The sequence below is a fragment of the Deltaproteobacteria bacterium RBG_16_64_85 genome, assembly GCA_001798885.1.
In the GTDB taxonomy this organism is placed as follows: Bacteria; Desulfobacterota; Deferrimicrobia; order Deferrimicrobiales; family Deferrimicrobiaceae; genus FEB-35.
In genome coordinates, this window is the sequence record MGQW01000008.1 from 12,280 (window position 1) to 35,763 (window position 23,484).

19 protein-coding genes, 1 tRNA gene and 1 pseudogene are annotated in these 23,484 nt (G+C 64.1%); 20 read left to right on the forward strand and 1 reads right to left on the reverse strand.

What is annotated here, in order from left to right:
- Positions 1–3 precede the first annotated feature (3 nt).
- Positions 4–1,451, forward strand: a pseudogene (locus A2Z13_07945) (RNA-splicing ligase RtcB).
- A 13-nt stretch (positions 1,452–1,464) separates the two neighbouring features.
- Positions 1,465–2,214, forward strand: coding sequence for a hypothetical protein (locus A2Z13_07950; protein OGP81105.1), 750 nt, complete (start codon positions 1,465–1,467; stop codon positions 2,212–2,214).
- A 3-nt stretch (positions 2,215–2,217) separates the two neighbouring features.
- On the opposite strand, the gene A2Z13_07955 is transcribed toward A2Z13_07950, so the two are convergent.
- Positions 2,218–4,239, reverse strand: a complete 2,022-nt coding sequence (locus A2Z13_07955; GenBank protein ID OGP81106.1) for a hypothetical protein — start codon at positions 4,237–4,239, stop codon at positions 2,218–2,220.
- A gap of 119 nt (positions 4,240–4,358) precedes the next feature.
- Between A2Z13_07955 and A2Z13_07960 the strand changes: the two genes are divergently transcribed.
- The 18 genes from A2Z13_07960 (at position 4,359) to A2Z13_08045 (ending at position 23,444) form a co-directional block, all read left to right on the forward strand.
- Positions 4,359–5,015, forward strand: coding sequence for a hypothetical protein (locus A2Z13_07960; GenBank protein ID OGP81107.1), 657 nt, complete (start codon positions 4,359–4,361; stop codon positions 5,013–5,015).
- Between the two features lie 102 nt (positions 5,016–5,117).
- Positions 5,118–5,756, forward strand: a complete 639-nt coding sequence (locus tag A2Z13_07965) for a hypothetical protein (protein OGP81108.1) — start codon at positions 5,118–5,120, stop codon at positions 5,754–5,756.
- 64 nt (positions 5,757–5,820) lie between these two features.
- Positions 5,821–6,588: a hypothetical protein gene (locus A2Z13_07970; protein ID OGP81109.1), complete on the forward strand. Its 768-nt coding sequence runs from the start codon at positions 5,821–5,823 to the stop codon at positions 6,586–6,588.
- Entirely contained in the window at positions 6,585–7,949 is a 1,365-nt protein-coding gene (locus A2Z13_07975) for a hypothetical protein (GenBank protein ID OGP81110.1), read from the forward strand. Before A2Z13_07970 ends, A2Z13_07975 begins: the two co-directional genes overlap by 4 nt.
- A 270-nt stretch (positions 7,950–8,219) precedes the next feature.
- Positions 8,220–8,543 carry a hypothetical protein gene (locus A2Z13_07980; GenBank protein ID OGP81111.1) on the forward strand — a complete coding sequence of 108 codons (324 nt, stop codon included), beginning with the start codon at positions 8,220–8,222 and terminating at the stop codon, positions 8,541–8,543.
- A gap of 31 nt (positions 8,544–8,574) precedes the next feature.
- On the forward strand, positions 8,575–10,485 hold the full coding sequence (locus tag A2Z13_07985; protein OGP81112.1) for a molecular chaperone DnaK: 1,911 nt from the start codon (positions 8,575–8,577) through the stop codon (positions 10,483–10,485).
- Positions 10,486–10,541: 56 nt separating this feature from the next.
- The gene (locus tag A2Z13_07990; protein OGP81113.1) at positions 10,542–10,994 is read left to right on the forward strand and encodes a molecular chaperone; all 453 of its coding nucleotides are present in this window, start codon (positions 10,542–10,544) and stop codon (positions 10,992–10,994) included.
- An 83-nt stretch (positions 10,995–11,077) separates the two neighbouring features.
- Positions 11,078–11,530, forward strand: a complete 453-nt coding sequence (locus A2Z13_07995) for a molecular chaperone (protein ID OGP81114.1) — start codon at positions 11,078–11,080, stop codon at positions 11,528–11,530.
- Positions 11,531–11,536: 6 nt separating this feature from the next.
- Positions 11,537–12,535 (forward strand): hypothetical protein, encoded by a 999-nt coding sequence (locus tag A2Z13_08000; GenBank protein ID OGP81115.1) that lies wholly within the window; start codon positions 11,537–11,539, stop codon positions 12,533–12,535.
- Between the two features lie 72 nt (positions 12,536–12,607).
- Positions 12,608–13,471, forward strand: coding sequence for a protease HtpX (locus A2Z13_08005; protein OGP81116.1), 864 nt, complete (start codon positions 12,608–12,610; stop codon positions 13,469–13,471).
- A 28-nt stretch (positions 13,472–13,499) separates the two neighbouring features.
- Positions 13,500–15,770 (forward strand): hypothetical protein, encoded by a 2,271-nt coding sequence (locus tag A2Z13_08010; protein ID OGP81117.1) that lies wholly within the window; start codon positions 13,500–13,502, stop codon positions 15,768–15,770.
- A 228-nt stretch (positions 15,771–15,998) separates the two neighbouring features.
- Positions 15,999–16,223, forward strand: a complete 225-nt coding sequence (locus A2Z13_08015; GenBank protein OGP81150.1) for a hypothetical protein — start codon at positions 15,999–16,001, stop codon at positions 16,221–16,223.
- A complete protein-coding gene (locus tag A2Z13_08020; GenBank protein OGP81118.1) occupies positions 16,220–17,683 on the forward strand; it encodes a hypothetical protein in 1,464 nt (487 codons plus the stop codon). Before A2Z13_08015 ends, A2Z13_08020 begins: the two co-directional genes overlap by 4 nt.
- A gap of 59 nt (positions 17,684–17,742) precedes the next feature.
- Positions 17,743–20,334 (forward strand): ATP-dependent chaperone ClpB, encoded by a 2,592-nt coding sequence (locus A2Z13_08025; protein OGP81119.1) that lies wholly within the window; start codon positions 17,743–17,745, stop codon positions 20,332–20,334.
- A 207-nt stretch (positions 20,335–20,541) separates the two neighbouring features.
- On the forward strand, positions 20,542–21,339 hold the full coding sequence (locus A2Z13_08030; GenBank protein OGP81120.1) for a 4-(cytidine 5'-diphospho)-2-C-methyl-D-erythritol kinase: 798 nt from the start codon (positions 20,542–20,544) through the stop codon (positions 21,337–21,339).
- A 21-nt stretch (positions 21,340–21,360) separates the two neighbouring features.
- Positions 21,361–21,645 (forward strand): septation protein SpoVG, encoded by a 285-nt coding sequence (locus tag A2Z13_08035; protein ID OGP81121.1) that lies wholly within the window; start codon positions 21,361–21,363, stop codon positions 21,643–21,645.
- 87 nt (positions 21,646–21,732) lie between these two features.
- Positions 21,733–21,806 (forward strand) — tRNA-Gln (locus A2Z13_08040).
- 150 nt (positions 21,807–21,956) lie between these two features.
- Positions 21,957–23,444, forward strand: a complete 1,488-nt coding sequence (locus A2Z13_08045) for a hypothetical protein (protein ID OGP81122.1) — start codon at positions 21,957–21,959, stop codon at positions 23,442–23,444.
- Positions 23,445–23,484: the final 40 nt, after the last annotated feature.

The window sequence follows — 23,484 nt, forward strand, 5'->3', positions numbered from 1 at the left end:
GCCATGCAATACCACGGCGTCTCTTTGAATAAATTGTCCGACATCATGTGGGAAATTCCTCAGGCCGGCGGGATGCGGGTCCCGGGCCTGATCTTCGCCTCCGAGGCGATGATGGGCGACATCCTGAAAGACGAGGCCGTGCGGCAGGTGATGAACGTGGCCTACCTGCGGGGATCCTCCGGTACAGCATCGGGATGCCCGACATCCACTGGGGATACGGCTTCCCCATCGGGGGAGTGGCGGCGATGGACCTCGACGAGGGGGTAATCTCCCCCGGTGGCGTGGGGTACGACATCAACTGCGGCGTGCGCCTCCTGCGGTCCGGTCTCACCGTCGAGGCGCTGCGTCCGAGACTCCCGGAGCTGTTGGGCGCCCTGCATCACGGGGTTCCCTCGGGGGTCGGCTCCACGGGCTTCGTCCGCCTTTCGGGACCCGACGTGGAGACGGTGTTGAGCGAAGGATCCCGCTGGGCGTCGTCGGCGGGGTTCGGGACGGACGAGGACGTCGCGTTCACCGAGAGCGGGGGAAAGTACCCCGGCGCCGACCCGGACGCCGTCTCGACGGTGGCGAAGAAGCGAGGCAGGGAACAGCTGGGGACTCTCGGATCGGGGAACCACTTCCTCGAAGTGGACGAAGTCATGGAGATCCACGACGACGAGGCGGCGGCGGCTTACGGGCTCTTCATCGGACAGGCGGTGGTCCTCATCCACTCCGGATCGCGGGGGCTCGGCTACCAGGTGTGCGACGACTACCTGGTGACCATGGCGGAGTACATGCGGAGGAACCGCATCGAACTGCCGGACCGCCAGCTGGCATGTGCACACATACGCTCCCCCGAGGGGGAACGGTACCTCTCCGCCCTGGCGGCGGCGGCGAACTTCGCCTTCGCCAACCGGCAGCTCCTGGCGCACCAGGCCAGGGAGACGTTCCTCAAGGTGCTTAAGATAGGGCCGCGCGACCTCGGGATGCGGCAGGTGTACGACGTCGGCCACAACAACGCCAAGTTCGAGGAGTACGAGGTCGACGGGCGAAAGAAGAAGGTGCTGGTCCACCGGAAGGGTGCGACCCGGGCGTTTCCGCCGGGGCACCCCGAGATCCCGGGGGAGTACCGGAAGGTCGGCCAGCCGGTGTTCATCCCCGGCGAGATGGGCAATGCTTCCTATGTCCTTGCGGGGGCCCCGGGAGCGATGCGGCTGTCGTTCGGCTCCACCTGCCACGGGGCGGGCCGCCGGATGAGCAGGACCCAGGCCAAGGCGAGCGTCCGCGGGAAATCGATCGTCCAGGAGATGGAAAGGCGGGGGGTGCTGGTCGCCTGCGCCTCCATGAAGACCCTCGCCGAGGAGATCCCCGAGGCGTACAAGGACGTGTCCGCCGTCGTGGACGTCGTGCACGAGGCGGGGATCGCGCGGAAGGTGGCCAGGCTCAAGCCCGTTGCGGTCGTGAAGGGCTGACGGGGGGAAGAGGTTGCAGCAGCGACCCTGGTTCGAGACGATCTTCGACGAACGGTACCCGGAGCTGTTCGGGCCGATCGAGGGGAACGCCGAGGAGGAGGTCGAGGAAATCCTCGGTTTCCTCCGTCTCCCCGCCGGGGCCGCCGTGGAGGATCTGGGGTGCGGGCGCGGGAGGCACGCCATCCCGCTTGCCCGCAGGGGATACAGGGTCGCCGGAGTGGACATCTCGGAGAACATGCTCCGCCTGGCGCGCAGCCGCGCCGAGCGGGAAGGGGTCCAGGTCGAGTGGGTGAAGGAGGACATGCGAACGTTCTGCCGGCAGGATGCGTTCGACCTTGCCCTAAGCCTGTTCACGTCCTTCGGGTATTTCAGCGACGCGGAGAACCAGACGGTCCTGGACAACATCGGAAAGAGCCTCAAGCAGGGAGGGGCGCTCCTCCTCGATCTGCGCAACGCCGGCAAGGGGCTCTTGCGCCTGGAGGACCTGGACAAGACCATGAAGGTACCCTCGGGGAGCCTCCGGATGTCGGTGCGGTTCGACCGGCGCACGATGCGCGCCAAGGCGGAGCACACGCTCACTCGGCCCGACGGAATCCGGATCTCCTCCGCTTTCGACGTGCGGGTCTACTCGATGGAGGAACTCTGGAAGATGCTCCGGAGGGCGGGGATGGAGGTGAGGGATTTCTACGGTTCCCTCTCGGGCGCACCGTTCACGGACGAATCCACCCGGTTGGTGACCCTTGCCGTGCGGTTGGGATCCTAGGGTCTAGAGCAGGTCGTCGGACGGCTGCCGGCGAGGGAAGCGCTGCTTCCCTGCGGGACCCGCCTCGGGGATGGTCCCCAGCCGGAAGGGCAGGGAGATCCCCTCGGTTGCTCCCGGGGGAAGAGCCTTTCCGGTGGCTGGGTCGAAGCGGGCGAAGGTGACCCCCGGCGGAACCGGGAAGTCCCGTTCGGGGTACTGCGTCAGCGCCCGGCCCATGAACTGGATCCAGATCGGCAGCGCCACCACGGCGGCCGACTGGCGGTCGCCCAGCGGTTTCGGCGTGTCGAAGCCGATCCAGACTCCCGCCAGAAGGTCAGGGGAGAACCCGATGAACCACGCGTCGGTGTTTTCGTTGGTGGTCCCCGTTTTTCCCGCAAGGTACTTTCCGAGCCCGCGCGCCGCCGTCCCCGTTCCGCTCCGGATCACCTCCTGCATCAGCCGGACGGTCAGGTAGGCGGTCTCCGGGGGGATCGCGCGCTTCGTCTGGGGCTCGGTGCTCTCCAGGATCCTTCCCGAACCGTCCCGGACTTCCCGGATGAAGTAGGGCGTGGGGCGTACCCCTCCGTTGGCGAAGGCGGCGTAGGCCGCGCACATCTCCAGCGGTGTGATCCCCGAGGAGCCGAGCGCGATGGAGAGGTTCCGCTCGATCGGCGATTCGATCCCCAGCGCCCTGGCCGTCTGGATCGCCGTGTCGACGCCGATCTCGTTGAGGAGCCGGACGGTGGCCAGGTTGCGGGACTTGGCCAGCGCCTCCAGCATGGGGATGGGGCCGAGGAACGTGCCGTCGTAGTTCTTGGGCTTCCACAGCTCGTCCTCGTTCCGATCGAACTCGATGGGGGAGTCGTCCACCGTCGAGACGACGGTCTTTCCTTTATCCAGTGCAGCGGTATAGATGATCGGCTTGAAGGCAGACCCCGGCTGTCTCCTTGCCTGGATCGCCCGGTTGAACTGGGACTCCGCGAAGTCCACCCCGCCGACCATCGCGAGAACCCCGCCGGTGTGCGGGTCGATCGCCAGGATGGCCCCCTGCAGTCCCTTGTACTTGTTCCTCTCTTCCGTCTTGCGGACGCCCTCGATCAGCGCGTTGTGGGCCAATTCCTGGAGGGGACCGTCGATCGACGAGTAGATCTGCATCTCGCTCTTGTAGAGGGCATCCGAGCCGTACTTCTCCTGGATGTAGGCCCGGATGTATTCCAGGAAATACGCTGCCTTGGAACGGAAGCTGGAGGGCGGGGCCAGCGTGATCCTGGCCTGGTAGGCCCGGTCCGCCTCCGGGGAGGCAAGGAATCCCACCTCCACCATCCTGCGGAGAACGTATCGCTGCCTCGCCTTTGCCTGGTCGAGATGGTTCCTCGGGGAATGGCGGGTAGGCGCCTGGGTGAGCCCCGCGAGCAGCGCCCCCTCCGCGACGTTCAGGGCATTGACCCCCTTCCCGAAATAGGCTCGCGAGGCGGCCTCCACCCCGTAGGCACCATCCCCAAGGTAGATCTGGTTCAGGTAGAGGAAGAGGATTTCCTCTTTGGTCAGTTTCTTCTCGATGCGATACGCGAGGATGATCTCCTTGAGCTTCCTCCGGATGCTCTTCTCCGGCGTGAGAAAGAGCGACTTGACCGTCTGCTGGGTGATCGTGCTTGCCCCCTGGGCGAACCCGCCCGACAGGAGGTCCTTCAGCACCGCCCGGGCGATGGCGATGTAATCCACCCCCTTATGCTTGAAGAAGTTGGCATCTTCGGCGGCAAGGAAGGCCTTCACGACGTGTTTCGGGATCGCCTGGTAGGGGACGACCGTCCTCTTCTCGAGGTAAATCTCCCCGACAATTCGGTTATTCCGGTCGTAGATCTTGGAGGAAACACTCGGTCGGTAAGCTGCGGCGGATTCGATCGAGGGGAAGTCGCCGAATTGCGCCAACAGGGCCAGTGCCGCCGCCCCCCCCAGGAGGAAGCAGAGACAGAGGACGAAGCCCAGAAGAAACAGTTTTTTCCAGGGGAACCCGGCCGGTTCCTCGAGCGAGCTGCGGCGTTCCAACGGATCTTCTTTCCCCGAAATATATTTTCGATCGGGCCGCCTGACGGTCAGCCGAATCGGTTAATTATAACAATACCAATATGTAAAAATACCAAGGTGTCGATGCCGGGGGGAGTCCGATGCCGATATACCGTTTCGCGCTTGCGATGGTGAACTTCCTTCTGATCGCCGGCTGCGGGGGGAGTTTCTCGCTGTTCCTGTCGGTCGGAAGCGGCACGACGCCCGGCAGCTTCGTCGTGGCGAGCGATCCGCGCACTGACGGGGATATCCGCCAGGACGGCCTCGTGACGACGGGGGCGGTGATCTTTTCCGGGTTCGACCCCTTCGCTCCTTCTCCACGGCCGGAATACCGGGGGTTCCTCTCCTTCCCGATCGACGGAATCCCGGTCGGGGCGCTCGTCGAGTCGGCCACGGTTACGTTTTTCGTCGACCGGATCGATCCGCTCCCCGGGAGCGGCGATCTCCTCCTGGATCTCGATCACGTCCACTATGGGTCGGTGTTGGCGTTTTCCGCCTTCGGCTCACCCGGAGTGGCGGTGGGCAGCGTCATTGCAGGCATCCGGCTGCTGCCGTCGGCGAGCCCGCAGCCGGCATCCTTCGGCGTGATCCCCGAACTGCAGGCGGATGTCGACAACCCGTCCGTCCGGTTTTTCCAGCTGCGGATCTTCGGCACGGGAGGGCTGGCGCAGGTCGTGGGCGGGGCGGGTAACCGGTCCGGCGGACTGCCTCCCGACCCCGGGCTCGCGCCGGTTCTTTCCGTACAGTTCAGGTTCTGAGCCACCGCGATCGGCTACGCGGAAAACTTGGTACGTATTCCGGAGTTGAATATCTTATAATCGGGGTCGTCGAACAGAAAAAGCGGGACAAGGGGGCTGGCGATGAAGAAGCTGCTACTTCTGGGGCTGGCGCTGATTCTGGCGGTTTCCCTGGCGGGATGCGGAGGCGGCGGCAATCGCAACGACACGGTCATCGTACAGACGTTCAGCGACCGTAACGCCGACGGCGATATCTCGTTCACTCCCCCTTCCACGTTCACGTTTTCCCAGGACATTACCCCCAGGCCAGACTTTGTGCTGTTCGGTCTCGGCGGAACAGGGACCGAATTCCGTGCATTTATGGATTTTCCGCTCGATGGCTCCAATGGTGGCGGGGTCGTTCCGTCCGGTGCGACAATCGTGTCGGCGGACATAGAGGTTTTTGTTTTCAACGTCAGCTTCTCCTCGATCGTCCCGACGCTGGTGGATCTGGTTCCTTTTCCAATAACCCATCTCAGGCCGGCAGATTTTAATTCCATCCCCTTTGCCACGCGATCTCCGTTCAATTTTCTGGCTGCCGATATCAACAATTTCGTGAGAATCGACGTTACTTCGTTGATGCTGGAAGCGCAGAGGCAAGGGCTGAAGAACTTCCAGGTCCGGTTCCTGCTCGACCTGGTGCCGGGCGCCGATGGACTTGTCGAGATCTCAGACGGGCCTTCATTGAATACCGCTCCGATATTGACCGTGGAATACAGGTGACGACCGCGGGGGGTCACCCCCCGTATCGGGCGGAATTCCCGCATTTTTGTTGTACAATTGGCTCGTGCCGACCACGGGGACGAAGAAGAAGATAGCCGACCTGGGAGCGGTCGCGTCGGGCCTGGCCCACGAGATCCGCAACCCGTTGAACTCCCTCTACATAAACGGCCAGCTCCTCGTAGAGATGCTTTCGGACCTCCCCGACAGCGACAAGGCGCGCAAGGAAGAGCTTCTCTCGATGGCCCAGTCCAACCTGAAAGTTACCCAACGGCTGAAGGATCTTCTTACCGATTTCCTCAGGTTCGCCCGCCCCCCTTCCATGGAACTGATCCTAGCGGACCTGAACCGGGTCGTCGCCGAGACCGTCCGCTTCCTGGAGCTCGACTTTTCCCGCCGCGGAATCGAACTGATCACGAAGCTTCACCAGGCGCCCCTTCCCCTGCTGGCCGACGAGAAACAGCTCAAGCAGGCGCTCCTGAACCTCCTGCTCAACGCCGAGGAGGCGATGGACAAGAATTGCAAGCGGATCCGCGTGGTGACGGGGCTTTCGGGGGGCCGGCCCTTCGTGCGGGTGCAGGACAACGGGCGCGGGATCCCCCGGGCGGAGCGCAGTCAGATTTACCGGCTCTTCTTCACCACGAGGAAAAACGGCAGCGGGCTGGGGCTTCCCATCGTCCGGCAGATCGTCCGTGATCATGGCGGGAAGATCTCCATCCGCAGCCGCGAGGGGCGCGGGACGACGGCCACCATCCTCCTTCCCTCCGAAGCTCAGTTCAAGACGATGCTTTCGGGAAGATCGAAGAAGGGACTGCTTCCGGAGAAGGTCCGATGAGGGGGAAGCCCCGCGTGATCGTCATCGACGACGACCCCGACAGCCTGGGAAGCGTCGCCGCCGCGCTGCGCCGGGACGGGTACGAAGTTCACCCGTTCTCGGATCCCCGGGAAGGGCTTTCGTACCTCTCCTCCGAGGGGGCGGACGTCGTCCTCACCGACCTGAAGATGCCGGGCCTGAGCGGGATGGAGGTGATCGGCCGGGTCGTCGCGGAGCACGCGGGGGTGTCGGTGGTGGTGCTCACCGCCTTCGGAACCGTTTACAACGCGGTGGAAGCGATGCGCGCGGGCGCCTCGGACTTCCTCGAGAAGCCGGTGGGGATCCCGCAGCTGCGCGCCGCGGTGTTCAAGGCGGTGAAGGATCGGGAAAAGAACCGGGAGATCGAACAGCTGCGGGAGGAAATGGGGCAGCGGTACGGGCCGGAGGGGATCATCGCATTCTCGCGGGCGATGGAGGAGGTCATCCGGAAGATCCGGCTCGTCGCACCGACCCGGATGAACGTCCTCATCCAGGGAGAGAGCGGAACGGGGAAGGAGCTCGTGGCCCGGGCCATCCACGGCTTGAGCCCCAGGCGAAACAAGCCGTTCCTCCCGCTGAACTGCGCCGCCATCCCCGAGAGCCTGCTGGAATCGGAGCTGTTCGGCCACGAGAAGGGGGCTTTTACCGGTGCCGTTGCCACTCGCCAGGGGAAGATGGAGGCCGCGGAGGGGGGAACCCTTTTTCTCGACGAGGTCGGAGACATGGCCCAGCCGCTGCAGGCCAAGCTTTTGCGGGCGATCGAACAGAAGGAGATTTCACGGGTCGGCGACTCGCAGGTGATCAAGGTCGACGTCAGGATCCTGGCCGCATCCAACCAGGATCTCAAGGAGCGGGTTGCGCAGAAGGCCTTCCGGGAAGACCTTTTCTACCGTCTTAACGTCTTCCGTATTATCGTGCCTCCTTTGCGGGACCGCAGGGACGACATCGCGCGGCTCGCCGACCATTTCCTGCAGGAGATCGGACAGGAAAACAAGGCAGCGCCGAAGCGCCTCTCCGCCGGAACGCTCAAGGCGCTCCTCGCCTGCCGCTGGCCGGGGAATGTGCGCGAGCTGAGAAACGCGATGGAGGTGGCCGCCCTCGTCGCCAGGGGAGAGGCGATCGAACCGGAGGACCTTCCGCCCGGAATCGTCGAAGGGAGCATTCCTCCCTCGGCAGACGGGCCGATCCCGCTCCCCGCCATCAGGACCCTCGAGGAGATCGAGCGCGACGCCATCCGGGCAGCCCTGAAGGAAACGAAGGGGAACAAAAAGGAGACGGCGAAGATCCTGGGGATCGGCATTGCCACTCTTCACCGCAAGGTCAAGGAATACGGCATCTCTTGATGGGGCATTGCGACCCCTGCCGAAGGAAGATTCGACGATCAAAATGATAGTACGAAGGAGGTAAAACACTCTCAATTTGATTCGACGCCAGGGTTGCCGTCAGGACCTCTCTTCGTGTAATTAAAATTTCCAAGCAATATTCAATGGATAACAATCTCTGCCGGGTTGCCGACCGTGGCACGGAACTTGTTGTGTTTTCATGTGGAGGCAGGAGCCGTGACCCGAAGAGTGGTGTTTATAGCGGATTCGCAGGCGGATGATTTCGGGCCGATGGGCCCCATCCTCGGGGCATTGTCCGAGGCGGGAGCCATGACGGAACTGTTCACGGACGGCACCGCGGGGCTGGAAAGCGTGGTGCGCGGGGGGACCGATCTCCTGGTCGTCGACCTGGACACCCCGTCCCTGTGCGGTCTGGAAGCGCAGATCGAGATTGGCCGCATCGCCTCGCGCATCCCCGTCCTCCTGCTGACCGCCGAGGACAGCAGGGCAAGGCGCATGTGGGCCGTCGGGGCGGGCGTCATGGGGTACGTGACCAAGCCGGTCGACGGGCAGGTGCTGGTGCGGTTCATCGCGAAGGTATTGCGGGAAATCTGATCGAAATAACGAGCGGAAGGAGCAACGGACAATGGCCAAGATTATCGGGATCGACCTCGGGACGACGTACTCGGTGGTCGCCGTGATGGAAGGCGGGGAGCCCAAGATCATCATCAACGAGGAAGGGAGCCGGCTCACCCCGTCGGTGGTGGCGTTCGGGAAGGGCGGCGAAATCCTCGTCGGCCAGGTGGCAAAGCGCCAGGCGGTGCTGAACGCCGAGAACACGGTCTTCTCCATCAAGCGATTCATGGGCCGGCGGTACGACGAGGTCACCGAGGAGATGAAGCTCGTCCCCTACAAGGTTGTCCGGGGCCCCAACCAGGAGGCTCGCGTTTCCGCGGGGGGAAAGGAGCACACGCCGCAGCAGATCTCCGCGATGGTGCTCGGGAAACTCAAGAAGGCCGCAGAGACCTATATCGGCGAGGAGGTGAAGCAGGCCGTCATCACGGTGCCGGCCTACTTCAACGACTCCCAGCGGCAGGCGACCAAGGACGCCGGGACGATCGCAGGGCTCGAGGTCCTGCGGATCATCAACGAGCCCACCGCGGCGGCCCTCGCCTACGGTCTCGACAAGAAGAAGAACGAACTGATCGCGGTATTCGACTTCGGAGGCGGTACCTTCGACATCTCCATCCTCGAGGTGGGCGACAACGTCGTGGAGGTGAAGGCCACCAACGGCGACACGCACCTGGGCGGAGACAATATCGACCAGCGGATCATCGAGTGGATCATTGCCGAGTTCAGGAAGGACCAGGGGATCGACCTCTCCAAGGACCGTACCGCGCTGCAGCGCCTGAAGGAGGCGGCCGAGAAGGCGAAGATCGAGCTCTCCTCGGTGCTGGAGTCCGAGATCAGCCTGCCGTTCATCACGGCGGACGCGACGGGACCGAAGCACCTGCAGATGAAGCTCACCCGCTCGTCGTTCGAGCAGATGGTCCAGGATATCCTCGACCGGACGTTGAAACCGTGCGAGCTGGCGGTCAAGGATGCCGGGATTCCGGTGGGCAAGATCGACGAGGTTGTCCTCGTCGGCGGGTCCACGCGGATTCCGAAGGTCGTCCAGATGGTGAAGGATTTCTTCGGGAAGGACCCGCACCAGGGGGTCAACCCCGACGAGGTCGTGGCCGCCGGCGCCGCCGTGCAGGCGGGGGTTCTGGGGGGCGAGGTCAAGGACATCCTCCTCCTGGACGTGACACCGCTATCGCTGGGGATCGAGACGCTGGGGGGCGTGATGACGAAGCTGATCGAGCGAAACACCACGATCCCGGTGCGCAAGAGCGAGTTTTTCACCACCGCGGCGGACGGGCAGACGAGCGTCGAGGTCCACGTCCTCCAGGGCGAGCGCGAGATGGCGGCGGCCAACCGGACGCTGGGCAGGTTCCACCTGGAGGGGATTCCCACAGCGCCCCGCGGCGTCCCCAAGATCGAGGTGACCTTCGACATCGACGCCAACGGCATTTTGCATGTCAACGCGAAGGACACCGCGACAGGCAGGGAGCAGAAGATCACGATCACGGCGTCGACCGGCTTGAACAAGGAGGACATCAACCGGATGGTGAAGGAGGCCGAGGTGCACTCCGCCGAGGACCGGCAGCGGAAGGCCGTCATCGAGGCGCGGAACCACCTCGACTCCCTGGTCTACAACACGGAGAAGACGATCCGGGAGAACCGGGAGAAGCTGCCTTCCGACCTGGTCGCGAAGGTCGAGACCGCGGTGTCCGAGGCGAAGGAGTCGCTCAAATCGGACGATGAGGCGACCCTGCGCGGCGCTTCGGAAAAGCTGATGCGGGAAGCGCATGCCCTTGCGGAAAAGATGTACCAGCAGGCGGCCTCCTCGCCCCCGCCGCCGGGGGGAGGCGAGGCTGCGGGAGGCGCGGGAGGAGGAAAGGGAGCGGAAGGGGACGTCGTCGAAGCGGAATATGAAGACCCGGGGAAAAAGTAACCCCCGGAGCAACCAGAATCCGGCCCCGCGCGGACCGGAAGAGAGGAGGAACGACCATGAGGATCGTTCGTTGGATGGACCCGTTTCGGGAACTGTCAACCATTCAGGAGAGGATGAACCAGCTGTTCGGAGACTTCGTCGGCCGCGCACGCGGCGGACGGGAGGGAGAGCTCGCGGCTGGTGGCTGGGCGCCGACCGTCGACATCTACGAAACCGATGACGACATCGTCGTCACGGCGGAACTTCCGGGCTTGGAGAAGGACCAGATCGGCGTCGAGTACAAGGAAGGGGTCCTGACCCTGCGCGGCGAGCGGAAACTGGTGCGGGAGGTCAAGGAGGAGAGCTGCCACCGCATCGAGCGGTCTTATGGCGCCTTCCACCGCTCGTTCAAGCTGACAGGCTCCATCGATGAGGAGAAGATCACCGCCAGGATGAAGAACGGCGTCCTGGAGGTCCATCTCCCGAAGAAGGAAGCGGCCAAGCCGAAGCAGATCCAGGTGGCCGCCTGATCGGTTAGGAAACCGCCGCAAACCGGCCGGCCCGGCCGGCCAAGCCGGCTCACATCAAAGACCGAAGCAAAGGAGGAGAAGCCATGGCCATCGTACGTTGGTGGGATCCCTTGAGGGATTTGTCGGGCATCCAGGACAAAATGAATCAGCTCTTCGAGGATACCTTTTCCCGGACCCGGGGGCGCGACGAGGCGCTCGCGAAGGGGATGTGGACGCCCGCGGTCGACATTTACGAGACGGAGGACTCCGTCGTCGTCAAAGCGGAGCTTCCCGGCCTGGAGAAGGACCAGATCGGCGTGGAGGTCAAGGACGGCATCCTGTCCCTGCACGGAGAGCGGAAGTTCGAGAAGGAGGTAAAGGAGGAGAACTATCACCGGATCGAGCGGGCCTACGGGTCGTTCCACCGCTCCTTCTCCCTGCCGACTTCGGTGGAGCAGGACAAGATCAGCGCGAAGTTCAAGGACGGGGTGCTGGAAGTGCAGCTCCCCAAGAAGGCGCAGGCCAAGCCCAAGCAGATCAAAGTCGACGTGAAGTAGGCGGGGATGGATCCGAAAAAAAACTATTACGAGATCCTCGGGGTGCCGAAAAGCGCCAAGGAGGAGGACATCAAGAAGGCGTTCCGGCGGATGGCCAGGAAGTGCCATCCGGACGTCAACCCGGGGGACAAGTCGGCCGAAGCCAGGTTCAAGGAGATCAACGAGGCCCATGCGGTCTTAAGCGACAGGAAGAAGCGGGAGGAGTACGACGCCATCCGGAGCGGGGCCTTCTCCGGGGGATTCCGGCAGGGAGGCCCATCTGGATGGCCGGGCGGTTTCGGCTTCGAGCCTGGCGGACGGGTGTACCACACCGAGACCGTTGACTTCGATGAGATCCTCGGCGACCTGCTCCGCGGGGGGCGGGGGGGGGTCGCCCAGGGGGGACAGGGGCGCGACGTCCACGCGGAGGTCGCGGTCGAGTTTATGGACATGGCCCAGGGCATGGTCCGTGAAGTCCGCTATAACCGCCCCCGGACTTGCGCGTCTTGCGGCGGCTCGGGCCGCTCGGGACGCAAGGGATGCCCGCAGTGCTTCGGCTCGGGAATCACGGAAGGCGAAGAAAGGGTCAAGGTGAAGATCCCGGCCGGCGCGCAGGACGGCTCCAAGATCCGCGTGGCGGGGAAGGGAGAGGAGTCGGCCGGGACGGGCAAGAGCGGGGATCTCGTGATCACGATCCGGATGATCCCGCACCCGTATTTCCGCCGGGAAGGGAACGACGTCCTCCTCGACGTCCCCATCCACTATTCCGAGGCGGTGAAGGGGGCGAAAATCTCGATCCCCACGATCGACGGCCCGGTGATGATGTCGATCCCCCCGGGCTCCTCCAGCGGAAGGAAGCTCCGTCTCCGGGGAAAAGGGGTCCCCGCGCCGGGCACCACGTCGCGTGGAGACCAATACGTAATTCTGCACGTAGCGGTTCCTGGCGCCCGTTCGGAGGAGTTCCTCAAGCTCGTGGAAAAGGTCGTTGCGTTCGAGGACCCGAATTTGAGAGGCGATTGGAACTGATTTGTCTATAATGGAATCAATACCCGCAGGGCACGCTTCGTATCTCATAGGAGAAAGGGAGAACCCAGAAAGATGAGCAACACGCTGAAGACGGGATTGCTGCTGGCGGTGCTGACCGCCTTGTTCCTCCTCATCGGGAATGCCGTGGGAGGACAGAACGGCATGGTGATGGCCTTCGGGTTGGCCGTGCTGATGAATTTCGGGGCGTACTGGTTTTCCGACAAGATCGTCCTCAGGATGTACGGGGCCAAGGAGGTTTCCGAGGCGGAGGCGCCGCAGCTGCATGGCGTCGTCCGGCGGATTTCGCTTGCGGCAGGGCTTCCGATGCCGAAGGTCTACCTCATCCCGACGGATTCCCCCAACGCCTTCGCGACGGGGAGGAACCCGGAGCACGCGGCCGTGGCGGTGACGGAAGGGATCCTGCGGTTGCTGTCCCCCGACGAGCTGGAGGGGGTGCTGGCGCACGAGATGGCCCACGTGCGGAACCGGGACATCCTCGTCGGGACGGTGGCGGCGACGCTGGCCGGGGCGGTGATGATGCTCGCCCGGTTTGCCCAGTTCGCCGCGATCTTCGGGGGCGGAGGGCGCGACCGGGACGAGGAAGGCGGCGGCGGGATCGTCGGCATGCTGTTCCTGGCGATCGTGGCGCCGATCGGCGCGATGCTGATCCAGATGGCCGTGTCCCGTTCCCGGGAGTACCTTGCCGACGAGACCGGCGCGAAGTTCTGCGGGAAGCCGTTGTCGCTGGCGAGGGCGCTGGAGAAGATTTCCGGGATTTCCCGCGAGGTCCCGATGGACGCCACGCCGGCGACGGCGCACATGTTTATCGTCAGCCCGCTGACGGGCAAAGGGGTACTTTCGATGTTCAGCACGCATCCTCCCGTCGAGAAGCGGGTGGAGCGGCTGCGGTCGATGGCGGTTGCGACGACCCGGTGAGGCCGTCCGAGAGGAGAATCCCAAAGCCATGATGGAAATATCGTTCTACCGGGAGAAGCTCTCCGAGTCCGGGCAGCGGGTGCTGAATGCCTCGATCGAGGAGTCGCAACGGCGGCACCATTATTACCTGGGGCTCGAGCACCTGTTCATCGCGTTCGCCGAACAGGAAAAGCCGCTGTTCCGGGAGCTCATGACGTCGATCGGGCTGAACGTCGAGGCGGTGCTCTATTCGGTGAACGAGCACCTGAACATTTCCCGCCAGTACCTCGGGGTGGGACTCAAGGTTCCCCCCGCCACCAAGCAGGTGTTTCGCGTCGCGTGGGAAACGGCCCAGAGGAACCGCCGGACCCAGATCGAGTCCGAGGACCTCTTCCTGGGGATCTTCCACGAAGTCCATTCCATCCCGGCGAGGATCCTCAAGAGCTACGGCGTGGACCCCGCCCTCGCGCTGTCCCGCTTCGCCTCGCAGCTGCGCAGCCGCGAGGAGAAGGTCGAGGAGTTCCGCAAGCGCTACGAGCTGCCGGCGAACCTGCGGGCCTTCGGGGTGAACCTGAACCTGCTCGCCCGGGAGGGGAAGATCCCCCCGATCATCGGGCGCGAGCGGGAGATCGACCAGATCGTCGAGTACCTTTGCCACAAGGACCGCAGCAACTCGGTGATGATCATCGGCGACCCCGGCGTCGGCAAGACCGCCGTGGCGGAAGGGCTGGCGATGCGGCTGGAGTACGAGCCGCACCGGATCCCGGAGCGTCTGCGGGAGAGCCAGATCATCAACCTGCAGATGAACACGGTCGTGGCGGGGACCGTCTTCCGGGGGATGTTCGAGGACCGGATCGAAAAGGTGATCGCCGAGGTCAAGGAGCGCCGGAACATCATCCTGTTCATCGACGAGGCCCACACCCTGATCGGGGCGGGGTCCGCGATGGGGGTCCCTTCCGACGCGGCCAACATCTTCAAGTCGAGCCTGGCCCGCGGCGAAGTGCAGATCATCGGCGCCACCACGGTCACCGAGTACAAGGAGATCATCCAGGAGGACGAGGCGCTTTCGAGGCGGTTCCGCGTGGTCAAGATCGAGGAGCCCACGATCGACGAGACCCGGGAGATCCTTTTCGGCCTCAAGCCGAGGCTCGAGGCCAACTACGGGGTGGAGATCGAGGACGACGCGATCGACCGCGCGCTCTCCATGTCCGACCGGTATGCGCGGTCCTTGCGGCTGCCCGACAAGGTCATCAACTGGATCGACACGGCCTGCGTCCGCGTGGAGATCCGCGGGGGCGAGGAGAAGACCGTCTCGGCCAAGGATGTCCTGGACGTCATCTCGGGGGAGACGAAGACCCCCGTGGACATCGTGAAGCGGGACGTCATCGACCGCTTCCGGGACATCGAGGAGAAGCTCTCCCGGCGGGTGGTCGGACAAACGGAGGCCATCGCAGCGGTCGCCAAGGCGCTGCGGCTCAACAAGGGGCCGCTCAAACCGAATGTCTACCGACCCGACGGCGTGCTGCTGTTCCTGGGGCCCACCGGCGTCGGTAAGACGGAAATGGCCAAGGCGCTGGCGGAGTACCTCTTCGGCGACGAGCGCCACATGGTGCGCGTCGACATGTCCGAGTACCGCGACGGGACGCTTGCCGTCGACAAGCTGATCGGGATGCCGCGGGGGATCGTCGGCTCCGAGAGGGGGGGGATCCTCACCAACCAGGTGCGGGACAACCCCTACACGGTGGTCCTGCTCGACGAGATCGAGAAGGCCGACCCGTACGTGCACAGCCTCTTCCTCCAGGTGTTCGACGAGGGGTGGCTGACCGACGGACGGGGGAAAAAGGTCTACTTCTCCGACGCGATCATCCTCATGACGAGCAACCTGGGGGCCGAGGAGCTGGCGAAACTGACCCGGCCGCTGGGGTTCGCGCATGGCCCTGAGGACTTCGAACCGGTCAGGAAGAGCGTGCTGAAGGCGGTCGAAAACCGGTTTGCGCCGGAGTTCATCAACCGGCTCGACGACGTCATCGTCTTTTCCCCGCTCTCCTTCGAGGAGGTCAAGGCGATCGCCGCGTTGTACGTCGCCCAGATCCGGGCCACGATGGCCGGGCACGGGAAGACGGTGGACGTGAGCGACGCCGCCCTCTCCGCCCTGACGCGTGCCGGCTTCAGCGTGAAGTACGGCGCACGGTTCCTCAAGCGATTCATCGACGATAAGGTGAAGATGCCGATCACCCTGCGCTGGAAGGAATCCGATCGCTTTTTCGTCGAGGAGGTCGGGGGGGAAGTGGCCGTCATCACTCAAAAGGTGCCCGCCTAGATGTCTGAACAGGAACCGAGGGGATTCAAGATCGTCGACAAGCGGGGGATGGCCGACGAGGGAGAAGGAAAACCCTCCGTGGCTCCACCACCCCCCGTACCCCCGAAGGAAACCGGGAACCGGCCGGAGCCCGAGGGTGTCGAAGGAAAGAAAAGCCCTGTGGACGAACCCGCCGCGGTGGGCGGTCCCACGTTCCTGGACCTGGTGGGAACGCTGCAGTTTGGTGCGATGGCCCACCTGGGGATGATCCAGACACCGGACGGCAAGCGATCGCCGGTCAACCTGCCGGCCGCCAAGGACTCGATCGACATCCTCGTGATCCTTCAGGAGAAGACGAAGGGAAACCTGACGTCCGAGGAAAACGAGGTGATGGGCGAGGGACTGTACCATCTCCGGATGGCGTATCTCGCGGTGCTGAACGCGGGGCAGGGCGCAGGAGGGAAGGAGAAGTGATCCGGAAGAGCAAGGTCGTCATCCTCGTGCTGGCGGCGGTGGCCGCCGGGCTCGTGATTTCGGCGGCGTTCAACCTGTCGCCGATCAGCAACGCGTTGTTCCTGGGGAACAAGGACAAGGACTCCGCGGTCCCGACCTCGCCGTCGGTCCGGATGCTCCCGGTGGACATCCCGACGCTGTTCAAGGAGGTCTCCCCGGCAGTCGTCAACATCAGCACCACGCAGGTGGTCCGGTTCAACCGGCCGCGGATGCGCGCGCCCTTCGGGCAGCAGGACCCCTTCGAGGAGTTCTGGAACAACTTCTTCGGTCATATGCCCAGGGAGCAGAAGCGCAGGAGCCTGGGCTCCGGGTTCATCGTTTCGGAGGACGGGTACATCCTCACCAACAATCACGTGGTGGAGAAGGCCGACGAGATCGCGGTGACTCTCCTGGACAAGGAGGAGTTCAAGGCGGAGGTGGTGGGAACCGATCCCAAGACCGATATCGCGCTCATCAAGATCAAGACCACCAAGAAGCTTCCCTTCGTCCGGCTCGGCGATTCGGAGAAGCTGGAGATCGGGGAGTGGGTCCTCGCGATCGGGAACCCCTTCGGCCTGGGTCACACCGTCACAACGGGGATCGTGAGCGCCAAGGGGCGGATCATCGGCTCGGGCCCTTATGACGACTTCATCCAGACCGACGCGTCGATCAACCCCGGGAATTCCGGCGGCCCCCTCTTCAACCTGAGAGGGGAGGTCGTAGGGATCAATACGGCGATCATCCAGGGGGGGCAGGGGATCGGCTTCGCCACCCCGATTCACCTCGCAAAATCGATTCTCGGGCAGCTCAAGGAGAAGGGGAAGGTCACCCGGGGATGGCTGGGGGTCTACATCCAGCGGCTCACCCCCGACATGGCGGAGTCACTTGCCGTCCCCGGAAAGAAAGGGGCCCTGGTGGCGGACGTGACCAAGGACGGGCCCGCCGAAAAAGCGGGGATCCGCTCGGGGGACGTGATCGTGGCGTTCAACGGGAAGCCCGTTGCCGACGAGCATGAGCTTCCCCAAATCGTCGCGTCCATCCAGCCTGGGAAAAAGGTCGACGTCAAGGTGATCCGGGAGGGCAAGGAGCTCTCGCTCCCCGTGACCATCAGCGAGATGGAGGGAGAGCCCGGGCGACGCGCCGGTGCGCCGGATCTCACCAAGGGGCTGGGGCTGACGGTTCAGGAAATCACCCCCGAAATCGCCAGGCATCTTGAAATCGAGAACCGGAAGGGCGTGCTGGTCACCTCCGTCGATCGCGGGAGTCCCGCAGACGAAGCCGGGTTCCAGGAAGGGGACATCGTCCGGCAAATCAACCGGCAGGCGGTTGCCAGCACCGCTGAGTTCCAGAAGCGGCTGAAGCAGGTAATGGGCGAAAGGACCGTGCTGTTCCTGGTAGAGCGGGGGGACGCGCGGATCTTCCTCGCCGTGAAGAACAAGTAGATCTTCCCTTAAGGCCCGCCCGGTCTCTTTCTCGGGGCGGGCCGCTTTACGGGGACCCGATGATTTCCCTGGACAAGCTCACAATCAAGTCCCAGGAGGCGCTTCAGGACTCGATCCGCATGGCTTCCGAGCGTGGGCACGCGCAGGTGGAGCCGGAGCACCTCTTTGCCGCCCTCCTGCGGCAGGAGGGCGGAATCGCGGACGACCTCTTCGCCCGGGCCGGCGTCACGCTCCCGCGTCTTCTCGCCGCCGCGGATTCTCTTCTGGCCGCATTTCCGAAGGTCTCGGGAGTCGTGACCCGTGGGCTCTCCCCCCGCATGGAGCCTCTCTTCAGCCGCGCCCTCTCCGAGGCGGACGCCTTCAAGGACGAGTACCTGTCCGCCGAACACTTTTTCCTGGCGTTCGCAGCGGAAGCCGGAGGCCAGGCAGCCGACCTGCTCCGGAAGCACGGGATCACCCGCGAGTCGCTCCTTTCCGCCCTCGCGTCGATCCGGGGGAGCCAGCGGATCACGGACGAGAATCCGGAAGACAAATACCAGGCGCTCGAGAAATACTGCCGGGATCTGACCGAGATGGCCCGGCGGGAGAAGCTCGACCCGGTGATCGGCCGGGACGATGTGATCCGGCGGGTGATCCAGGTTCTCTCGCGTCGGACGAAAAACAACCCGGTCCTGATCGGCGACCCGGGCGTCGGCAAGACAGCGATCGCGGAGGGGCTGGCCCAGCGCGTCGTCACCGGCGACGTCCCGGAAGGGCTGAAGGACAAGCGGGTGCTGGCGCTGGACATGGGCGCGCTGATCGCCGGGGCGAAGTACCGCGGGGAGTTCGAGGACCGGCTCAAGGCCGTGCTGAAGGAGATCGATGCCGCCGAAGGGCGCGTGATCCTGTTCATCGACGAGCTCCACACGCTGGTCGGGGCGGGCAAGGCGGAAGGGGCGATGGACGCCTCCAACATGCTCAAGCCCGCGCTGGCGCGGGGGGAGCTGCGGTGCGTCGGCGCGACGACGGTGGACGAATACCGGAAAACCGTGGAAAAGGATGCCGCGCTCGAGCGGCGGTTCCAGCCGGTGCTCGTGGACGAGCCTTCGGTGGAGGACACGATCGCGATCCTCCGGGGGCTCAAGGGGCGATACGAGGTGCATCACGGCGTCCGGATCATGGATTCGGCGCTGGTCGCAGCGGCGACGCTCTCCCACCGGTACATCACCGACCGGTTCCTCCCCGACAAGGCGATCGACTTGATGGACGAGGCGGCGTCCAAGCTCAAGATTGAAATCGACTCCGTCCCCACCGTGATCGACGAGGTGGAAAGGAAGAAGATCCAGCTCGAAATGGAGAAGCAGGCGCTCTCGAAGGAAACCGACGCGGCGTCGAGGGAGCGGCGTGCGCGGATCGACGAGGAACTTTTGTCCCTGTCGCATGCGGCGTCGCGGCTCCGAGCCCGGTGGGGGGAGGAGAAGGAGTCGATCGCCAGGGGCCGGGCGGTCAAGGAACGCATCGAGCAAGCGGTCTCCGGAATGCAACGGGCGGAGCGCGAGGGGAACCTCGAGAAGGCGTCGGAGCTCAAGTACGGGACGATCCCGGCGCTTGCGCGCGAGGCGGAGGAGATCTCCCGGGCCGTCTCCGAACCGGGGGAGGAAGGCAGGCTCCTCAAGGAAGAGGTGGACGAGGAGGATATCGCGCAGGTCGTCTCCCGGTGGACGGGGATCCCGGTTTCGAGGCTGGTCGAGGGGGAGGTGCAAAAGCTCCTCAAGATGGAGGAACGCCTGGGAAAACGGGTCGTGGGGCAGGAGGAGGCCGTCCGGATGGTGTCCAGCGCGGTCCGGAGAGCCAAGTCGGGGCTGAAGGATCCCCGCCGGCCCATCGGGTCGTTCCTGTTCCTGGGGCCCACCGGAGTGGGGAAGACGGAGCTTGCCCGGGCGCTGGCGCAGTTCCTGTTCGACGACGAGTCCGCCATGGTTCGGCTCGACATGTCGGAGTACATGGAGAAGCACTCCGTGGCCCGGATGATCGGCGCCCCGCCGGGGTACGTGGGCTACGAGGAGGGTGGTGCGCTGACCGAGGCCGTGCGCCGGAAGCCGTACACGGTGATTCTGTTCGACGAGGTGGAGAAGGCCCACCCCGACGTTTTCAACATCCTCCTGCAGATCCTCGAGGACGGTCGGCTGACCGACGGGAAGGGGCGCACCGTCGACTTCCGGAACGCCGTGCTGGTCCTGACCTCCAACATCGGATCGCACTGGATCCAGGAAATGGCCGGGAAGGGGGAGGAGGTCATCCGCGACCGCGTGATGGAGGAGCTCCGTCGGGCGTTTCGGCCCGAATTTCTGAACCGCCTGGACGAGATCCTCCTCTTCCGGGCATTGGGGAAGGAGCAACTGTCTGCGATCGTCGACCTTATGTTCCACGAGGTGAACCTCCGGCTGGCCGACCGGAAGCTGGCCGTGACCCTGACCTCGAAGGCCAGGGAGCGGCTCGCGGACATCGGATACGACCCGGCGTACGGGGCAAGGCCCCTGCGGCGGGCTATCCAGAAGCAGATCCAGGATCCCCTGGCGGTGAAAATCCTGCAGGGAGAGTTCCGCGAGGGCGATACCGTCCGGGTCGACGCCGACGCGAAAACGGGTTTCCGGTTTCAAAAGCATGGTTGAATTCCAGAGAAGGCGCCGGCTCTCGTAACCAGTAGGTACTGTAAAGGTTTTTTTACAAGATCCTGCCGAAATCGACGGTCCCGCCCACATGCTTGACAAATGCCGATGACCCGGGTATGTTGCTTTAAAAACAACGTTTGATATGGGCACCGTGTGAACGCATCCAGTGGATTCTCCTTTCTTGCTCCCGCCAAGCTCAATATTTCCATGAAAGTGTTCGGCAAGCGTCCCGACGGGTTTCACCACATACGGTCGGTCATGGTCCCCGTATCCCTCCATGACGAGGTCATTGTGGAGGAGACGGATGCGGGAATCCAGGTAGAGACCGACGACCCTGTTGTCCCTACCGACAGTGCGAACACCTGCCATCGCGCGGCCGCGCTGTTCATGAATTGGGCGGGTGCACCAAAAGGAGTCCGGATACGAATCCGGAAGAGGATTCCGGCCGAGGCGGGCCTGGGGGGCGGCAGCTCGGACGCCGCCGCGACCTTCAAGGGGCTGATGGCCCTCACGGGGCGAATTCCCGAGCGGGAAACGCTCCTGGGGATGGCGGCCCGGGTCGGGGCGGATGTCCCCTTCTTCACGCTGGGAGCACCGGCGATGGCGGAAGGCATCGGCGAACGCCTTACGCCGGTCGAGTGGGGCGTCCCGTTCCACGCGCTGATCGTCAAGCCGCCGTTCGGGCTTTCCACGAGGGAAGGGTACGCAAATCTTCGGCGCGGAACGGGAGATCCCCCGGTGGCGGCGGAAATTCCCGCCTTCCGGACCTGGGAGGATCTGGTTCCCGCCGTCAACAACGACTTCGAGAGTGCGTGGGAGGGCGTCCGGCCGGAGATCCGTGCGATCAAGGGGGAGCTGTTGTCCGCCGGCGCCAGGGCGGCGGGGCTGTGCGGCAGCGGCTCGGCGGTATTCGGGCTGTTCGAGAGCGCGGAAGGCGTGCGCGGTGCGCGGGGGATGCTTTCGCTGGAAGACGGGCGGAAGCTGTTGGTCGCCCGAAACATCTGAGGAAGGGGAAGGAGGGGGGAGATGGAAATCACCGAGGTCAAGGTTTATCCGGTGTCCGGCAACGAGAAGCTCAAAGGGTATGCGACGATCATTTTCGACAACTGCTTCGTGGTGCGGGACCTGAAGATCATCGACGGCAACAGCGGGCTGTTCATCGCGATGCCCAGCAAGAAGAAAAAGGACGGCACCTACCGGGACACTGCCCACCCGCTCAACAACGAGACCCGCGACAGAATCGAGAATGCAGTCCTTTCGGAGTACGAACTCGAGATGCGCAAGCTTGACGGCATGGTGGCAGCCCGATAAGATTCTCCGGAGCCGTCCACCGGACAGCCTGCGTGAGCCCCCTCACCGGGGGGAGATGACGGTCGACTCCTCCGGATGGCTTTGCGCTGGGAGGTCGTCTAACGGCAGGACAGGGGCCTTTGGAGCCTCTAATGAAGGTTCGACCCCTTCCCTCCCAGCCCTCTTTCCCCGAATGCCTTCCCGCGCCCGGTGCGCATCTTCTCGCGGCCCCCGCTAAAGTTCTTCTCCAGGCCCGTCGATACCTCTTATAGGGAACGACGGAATGAAGGAGTTCAGGGACGGTTGGTTTGACTCGAAGGGGATGAAACGCATTGTCCGACGTTGAACCGAAAGAGACCCGGCCGGCGAATACCGGCCCGAAGACCGAAACGCTGGCAAGGAAGTTCATCGTCGCGTTCTCGGCGATGTTCATCATCCCTCTTCTCCTAGCGATCTACCTGTTCACCGAATACGCCCCCGCCTGGATCAAAGACACGACCCAGATCGTGGCGCTGGTCGCCTTCGTGCTCCTGCTCGGGATTGCGGGTTTTTTCGTGACCCGGTCTGTCATCCATACCCTCCTGCGCACGGCAAAAGACGCCGCGGCGATCGCGGAGGGGGACATCACCCGCCGGCTGAACACCAACATGGCGTCCGAGATCAGCGAGCTCGCGAAGAACTTCAACCGGATCACCAGCCGGCTCCAGCAGACGGTCGACAACCTCCAGGCCTCCAAGAAGCAGATGCAAACCTTACTCGCGCAGGTCTGTGCCAGCACCGGCCAGCCCCACGACATGTCGGACATGTTCAACGTGTTCCTGAACACGCTGCTCTCCCTGGCCGGGCTCAATGTCGGGGCGATTTTTCTTGTGTCTTCCGACGGGAAGGCGTTGAGGGTGCGCGTCTCGGCGGGGCTGAGCGAGAAAATGAAGTCCACTGTGATCCCGATGGGGGAAGGGGTCGTTGGATGGGTCGCCTCCCATGGACAGATGGTGACCACCTCGGAGTCGATGCCGTGGGGGAGGCCGGGGGGTCTCACGGAGCTCGAAAAGAGCATGCCGTGGGCGATCCACGTTCCCATGGGCGCCGCCGGAAAGACCCGCGGCGTCATCAGTATCGGGCTCCGGGAAGGTCAAAAGGAGATCACGGGGGACGACCTGCTGATGATCCAGAACCTGGCCACCCAGGTGGCGGTCGCCTTGGAGAACGCGGATCTGAAGAGCCGAATGGAGATGACGTACGTCGAGACGGTCGCGGCGCTGGCGACGGCGGTGGAAGCGCGCGACAAGTACACGAGGGGCCACTCCAAGCGCGTGACGGAGTTTTCCGTGGAGATCGCCTGGAAGCTGAACCTTACCGAGTGGTTCGTGAAGGACCTGGAATCGGCGGCGCTCCTCCACGACATCGGCAAGATCGGGATGCCGGACCATATCCTCCACAACAGGGGGGCGCTCCCTCCGGACGGGGTCTCGATCGTCCTCGGCCACCCCATCGGGGGCGAGAATATCCTGAGGCCGGTCGGCTCCCTCGCACGCCTCTGCCCGATCGTACGTCACCACCACGAGCGGTACGACGGGAAAGGGTACCCGGACGGCCTGAAGGGTGAGGAGATCCCCTTGGCCGCGCGCATCCTCTCGGTCGCAGACTGCTTCGACGCGATGATCTCGGCCCGTGCCTACAAGCCGTCCCGGACCCGGGAAGACGCCATGGAAGAACTGATCCGCTGCAGGGAGACCCAGTTCGACCCGCAGTGCGTGGACGCCTTCATCGCCTACCTGAATGAGAACCCCGAAGTGGGCATTCTCGCCCCGGCCTGCTGATCTCCATCGGTCCCTTTTACTTCCAGGAGGGAGAACGGAC

Excerpts from the sequence above, each read along its gene's own strand:
- A2Z13_07960 (OGP81107.1), top strand. The coding sequence starts at position 4,359 with ATGCCGATATACCGTTTCGCGCTTGCGATGGTGAACTTCCTTCTGATC.
- A2Z13_08005 (OGP81116.1), top strand. The coding sequence starts at position 12,608 with ATGAGCAACACGCTGAAGACGGGATTGCTGCTGGCGGTGCTGACCGCC.
- A2Z13_08030 (OGP81120.1), top strand. The coding sequence starts at position 20,542 with ATGAAAGTGTTCGGCAAGCGTCCCGACGGGTTTCACCACATACGGTCG.
- A2Z13_08010 (OGP81117.1), top strand. The coding sequence starts at position 13,500 with ATGATGGAAATATCGTTCTACCGGGAGAAGCTCTCCGAGTCCGGGCAG.
- A2Z13_08000 (OGP81115.1), top strand. The coding sequence starts at position 11,537 with ATGGATCCGAAAAAAAACTATTACGAGATCCTCGGGGTGCCGAAAAGC.
- A2Z13_08025 (OGP81119.1), top strand. The coding sequence starts at position 17,743 with ATGATTTCCCTGGACAAGCTCACAATCAAGTCCCAGGAGGCGCTTCAG.
- A2Z13_08035 (OGP81121.1), top strand. The coding sequence starts at position 21,361 with ATGGAAATCACCGAGGTCAAGGTTTATCCGGTGTCCGGCAACGAGAAG.
- A2Z13_07990 (OGP81113.1), top strand. The coding sequence starts at position 10,542 with ATGAGGATCGTTCGTTGGATGGACCCGTTTCGGGAACTGTCAACCATT.
- A2Z13_07980 (OGP81111.1), top strand. The coding sequence starts at position 8,220 with ATGGGCCCCATCCTCGGGGCATTGTCCGAGGCGGGAGCCATGACGGAA.
- A2Z13_07975 (OGP81110.1), top strand. The coding sequence starts at position 6,585 with ATGAGGGGGAAGCCCCGCGTGATCGTCATCGACGACGACCCCGACAGC.
- A2Z13_07995 (OGP81114.1), top strand. The coding sequence starts at position 11,078 with ATGGCCATCGTACGTTGGTGGGATCCCTTGAGGGATTTGTCGGGCATC.
- A2Z13_07965 (OGP81108.1), top strand. The coding sequence starts at position 5,118 with ATGAAGAAGCTGCTACTTCTGGGGCTGGCGCTGATTCTGGCGGTTTCC.
- A2Z13_08015 (OGP81150.1), top strand. The coding sequence starts at position 15,999 with ATGGCCCACCTGGGGATGATCCAGACACCGGACGGCAAGCGATCGCCG.
- A2Z13_07985 (OGP81112.1), top strand. The coding sequence starts at position 8,575 with ATGGCCAAGATTATCGGGATCGACCTCGGGACGACGTACTCGGTGGTC.